The following is a 2,574-nucleotide window of genomic DNA, read 5'->3' as shown; positions in this document are numbered from 1 at the left end:
TTCCAGGACACATCATAAGGAAGGCGAGATGAACGAGAAGATCCTGCGCGACAAGAAGGGCAACCTGGTCCGCGCCAAGGTCAACGAGCAAGACGAGATCGTCGAAGTGCTCGAGATGATCGAGCGCGCCGGTGATGACCAGAACCAGGCCCGCCGGGCTGGCGTCCAGGCTGAGCAGGCCCGCGTCAAAGCGATCATGGACATGGGCCGCGAGTACGAGAACACTGAACTGGCGACCCGCTACGTCAGCGAAGACAAGAGCCCCGAGGAGTTCCAGCGCGCCCTGTTGGGCGAAATGCACAAGAAGCGCTCCAAGGCGGTGACCGATAACGGCGAGACCGAAACCCGCTCGTCAAGCATTGGCATGACCGACCAGGACTTGCAGCGCTACTCGATGATGAAGGTTGTGCGCGCGCTGGCCAATCCGCAGGACAAGCGTGCCCAGGAGGCCGCCAAGTTCGAGTTGGAGCTGTCCTCTGAAGCTGAGCGTCAGTACGGCAAACAGGCGCGCGGGATCTTGATTCCCGACGACGTGCTTTCTCGTGCCTTTAATGCCGGCGGCGCGTCCGATACGCCGACTGGCGCCCAGACGGGCGATGGCTTGGTCGATACCCAGTATATGGCCGGCAGCTTCATCGAGATGCTGCGCAACCGTACGGCGCTGATGCGCTTGGCCACCACCATGAGCGGATTGGTCGGCAACGTCGAGATCCCCAAACAGACCGGCGGGGCGACCGCTTACTGGCTGGGTGAAGGCGAGGATGCCGACGAGGGCACGCCGAGCATTGGGCAAATCGGGCTGTCGCCCAAGACCGTGGCGGCCTACACCGACATCACCCGCCGGCTGATGCTGCAGTCTACCCCCGACGCCGAGCGCGTGGTGCGTAATGATCTTGCCTCTGCCGTAGCGCAGGCCGTCGATCTGGCGGGTTTCTACGGGGCTGGTGGCAACGAGCCTACCGGCATCGCGCAGACCTCGGGCATCAACGCGGTCAACCTTGCTACGACCGGCAAGCCCACCTATGCCGAGGCGGTGAAGATGGAAAGCGAAATCGCCGCCGATAATGCCGACGTGAACTCCATGGCCTATGTGATGGCGTCCATGATGCGCGGCCACTTCAAGACCACGCAGAAGTTCGAGGGCACCAATGGTGCGCCTATCTGGGAGCAGGGTAATACCGTCAACGGCTACGGCACCGAGGTGACCAACCAGATCCAGAGCGGCGATCTGTTCTTCGGCAATTTCGCCGACCTGATCATTGGTTTGTGGGGTGGCCTCGACCTGACCGTTGACCCGTACAGCCTGTCGAAATCCGGCGGTACCCGCTTGGTTGTGTTCCAGGACGTCGACATGGCGGTGCGTCGTGTCGAGTCGTTCTGCCTGGGCCGCAACACCTCCGCGTGATCGGCAATCAGTGACTGACGGCCCCGCAAGGTGCGGGGCTTTATCGCCATAACCCCCAAGAGGTATGCCCCATGAGCAAGAAGACCAAGACCGTCGATATTGAGTGCACTAGTGCTTTCATGGCTGCCGGAAAGATGATCACCCCGGGCAAGGTAGTGCGCAGCGTGCCTGCGGCTGAGGCTGACAACCTGCGTCGTCGTGGTAAGGCCAAGCTGGCTGGTAATGCCAGCGAGGAAGACGACGGCGAGAAAGCCCTGGAGGACATGACGGTGTCCGAACTCAAGGAAGAGGCCAAGTCGTTGGATATCGAAGGCTTTGACGGCATGAAGAAGGCCGAGCTGATCGCTGCCATCGAAGCCGCTGAGGCTGGGGGCCAAGACTGATGCCGGCACCGGCCTGGGAAGATCTTGACGCTTTCCTCGACGAAGGCGAGTTCGCCACGGCGGTGACCGTCACGCGCGAGGATGGTGTCGTGCTCGACTTCTCAGGCATCTATGAAGACCAGTACCTCGACACCCAGCTCGGCGAGTACCGCATGGATACCGAGCGCCCTCGAGTGTGGTGTAAGCAGTCCGATGTGCCGGGCGTGCAGCGGCGCGATACCTGCACGGTCGGCGGCACCACCTACGACGTGATGACCGAGCCCCAGGGTGACGGTACCGGCATGGCCATGCTTGATCTCGCGGTGAGGCCCGATGCTGGATTTTGACGTTGATGCCGACGAGCTCCAGCGCGTGATCGACGAACTGGGTGCCATGCCCAAGGAAGTCAACGCCTCCTACAATCGTGCGCTGACGCGCACCGCCGCCACCCTGCGCAAGCTATCCAGCCAGGGACTGCAAAGCGAGCTGGGTCTACGCCGTGCCACGGCGATACGCAAGCGCTTGAAGAGCGTTCGCGTGAAAGGCTCGAAAAGCGGCGACTACCGCAAGATGGCCTCGGTGCAGCTGTGGTACGGCCTCAACGATATTGCGGTGGCCGAGTTCCAAGGCCGCGTCAGCGAGACCAGCGGCGGCGCCGGCTACTCAGGCCCGGCCGGCAATCACAGCTTCCCCGGTGCATTCGTTGCCAAGCCCCGCAGCAGCAAGCGCCGTACCATCATGCGCCGCCGTGGCCAGGGACGTTTGCCCATTCGCCAGGAAACGCTGCCGATCAAGGATAAGGCTGAT

General features: G+C 62.4%; 4 protein-coding genes. All 4 read left to right on the top strand.

The window, feature by feature from the left end; genetic code table 11:
- Positions 1-1,405, top strand: a 1,405-nt coding sequence (locus OP496_RS17085) for a phage major capsid protein (RefSeq protein ID WP_280565024.1), incomplete at its 5' end; no start/stop codon positions are given.
- A 71-nt stretch (positions 1,406-1,476) separates the two neighbouring features.
- Positions 1,477-1,788 (top strand): Rho termination factor N-terminal domain-containing protein, encoded by a 312-nt coding sequence (locus OP496_RS17080; RefSeq protein ID WP_280565023.1) that lies wholly within the window; start codon positions 1,477-1,479, stop codon positions 1,786-1,788.
- Complete coding sequence (locus tag OP496_RS17075) at positions 1,788-2,114, top strand: hypothetical protein (protein WP_280565022.1); 327 nt, start codon at positions 1,788-1,790, stop codon at positions 2,112-2,114. The genes OP496_RS17080 and OP496_RS17075 overlap by 1 nt, the downstream gene beginning before the upstream one ends.
- The coding region (locus tag OP496_RS17070; RefSeq protein WP_280565020.1) for a hypothetical protein at positions 2,101-2,574 on the top strand (474 nt) is incomplete at its 3' end. The genes OP496_RS17075 and OP496_RS17070, both read left to right, overlap by 14 nt.

Origin of the sequence: Chromohalobacter sp. 48-RD10 (assembly GCF_029889785.1) — a bacterium.
In the GTDB taxonomy this organism is placed as follows: Bacteria; Pseudomonadota; Gammaproteobacteria; order Pseudomonadales; family Halomonadaceae; genus Chromohalobacter.
Note: the sequence above shows the minus strand (reverse complement) of the source record. Positions and strands in the feature narration are given on the sequence as shown.

What these genes read in the sequence shown, in the direction of transcription:
- OP496_RS17080 (WP_280565023.1), top strand. Translation starts at nt 1,477, where the DNA reads ATGAGCAAGAAGACCAAGACCGTCGATATTGAGTGCACTAGTGCTTTC.
- OP496_RS17075 (WP_280565022.1), top strand. Translation starts at nt 1,788, where the DNA reads ATGCCGGCACCGGCCTGGGAAGATCTTGACGCTTTCCTCGACGAAGGC.